The 716-nt window shown below is 71.5% G+C and carries 1 pseudogene; it reads right to left on the reverse strand.

The annotated features are described in order from the left end of the window. Positions 1-716 (reverse strand): annotated as a pseudogene (locus HOY81_RS27075) (hypothetical protein); the annotation flags it as partial.

Consider the following 716-nt stretch of genomic DNA (forward strand, 5'->3'; position numbering starts at 1 on the left):
AGGGTGTGCGGCTGGACCTCCTCCGGAGCGCTGGTGCCGTTCCCCGTGACGGTGGAGCCGTAGGTGTAGGTGTAGGTGTCGTCCAGCGCCGGGTCGGCCAGGTCGTGCTCGACCATCCGCGTGCGGTTGCCCACCGCGTCGTAGGTGTAGCTGCGCCAGTAGCCGTCACCGTCCGGCCCCGCCGTGACATCGCCCGGCTCCGGGCCCGAGTCGCGGGCCGAGGTCTGACGGGGGCAGCCGCCGGTGCCGCCGGTCCAGGCGTGCCGCAGCCGGTTCAGCGGGTCGTAGGAGAAACACTGCCGGTCCCGGGTGCCGTTCGCCCGGATGTCGGTGATCCAGGTGACGTTCCCGGCGATGTCGTAGCCGTACCAGACGTTCGTCAGCCGGTGCGGCCCCGCCTTCTCCCGGTCCGCCACCGTACGGTCCAGCCGGCCGGTGTGCGGGTCGTACTCGGAGGTGGACCACACCCGGTGCGGCGCCTCGCCGGAGACGGTACGCAGCACCTCCCCGAACGGGCTGTAGAGCGTGTCGGCGGTGTACCAGTCGTGCCCGGACGTCGTCAGCGGCTGCCCCTCCGAGCCGTACCGCGTGATGACCTTCTCCTCCGGCAACCCACCCGGCGTGGCCGGCAACGTGATGCTCTGCGGCTTGCCCGTCGCGGTGTAGCTCTGCCGGTAGGAGTACGTACCGGCCAGACCCTCGGTGGCCTCGGTCTC

Origin of the sequence: Streptomyces sp. JJ36 (genome assembly GCF_021696945.1) — a bacterium.
GTDB lineage: Bacteria > Actinomycetota > Actinomycetes > Streptomycetales > Streptomycetaceae > Streptomyces.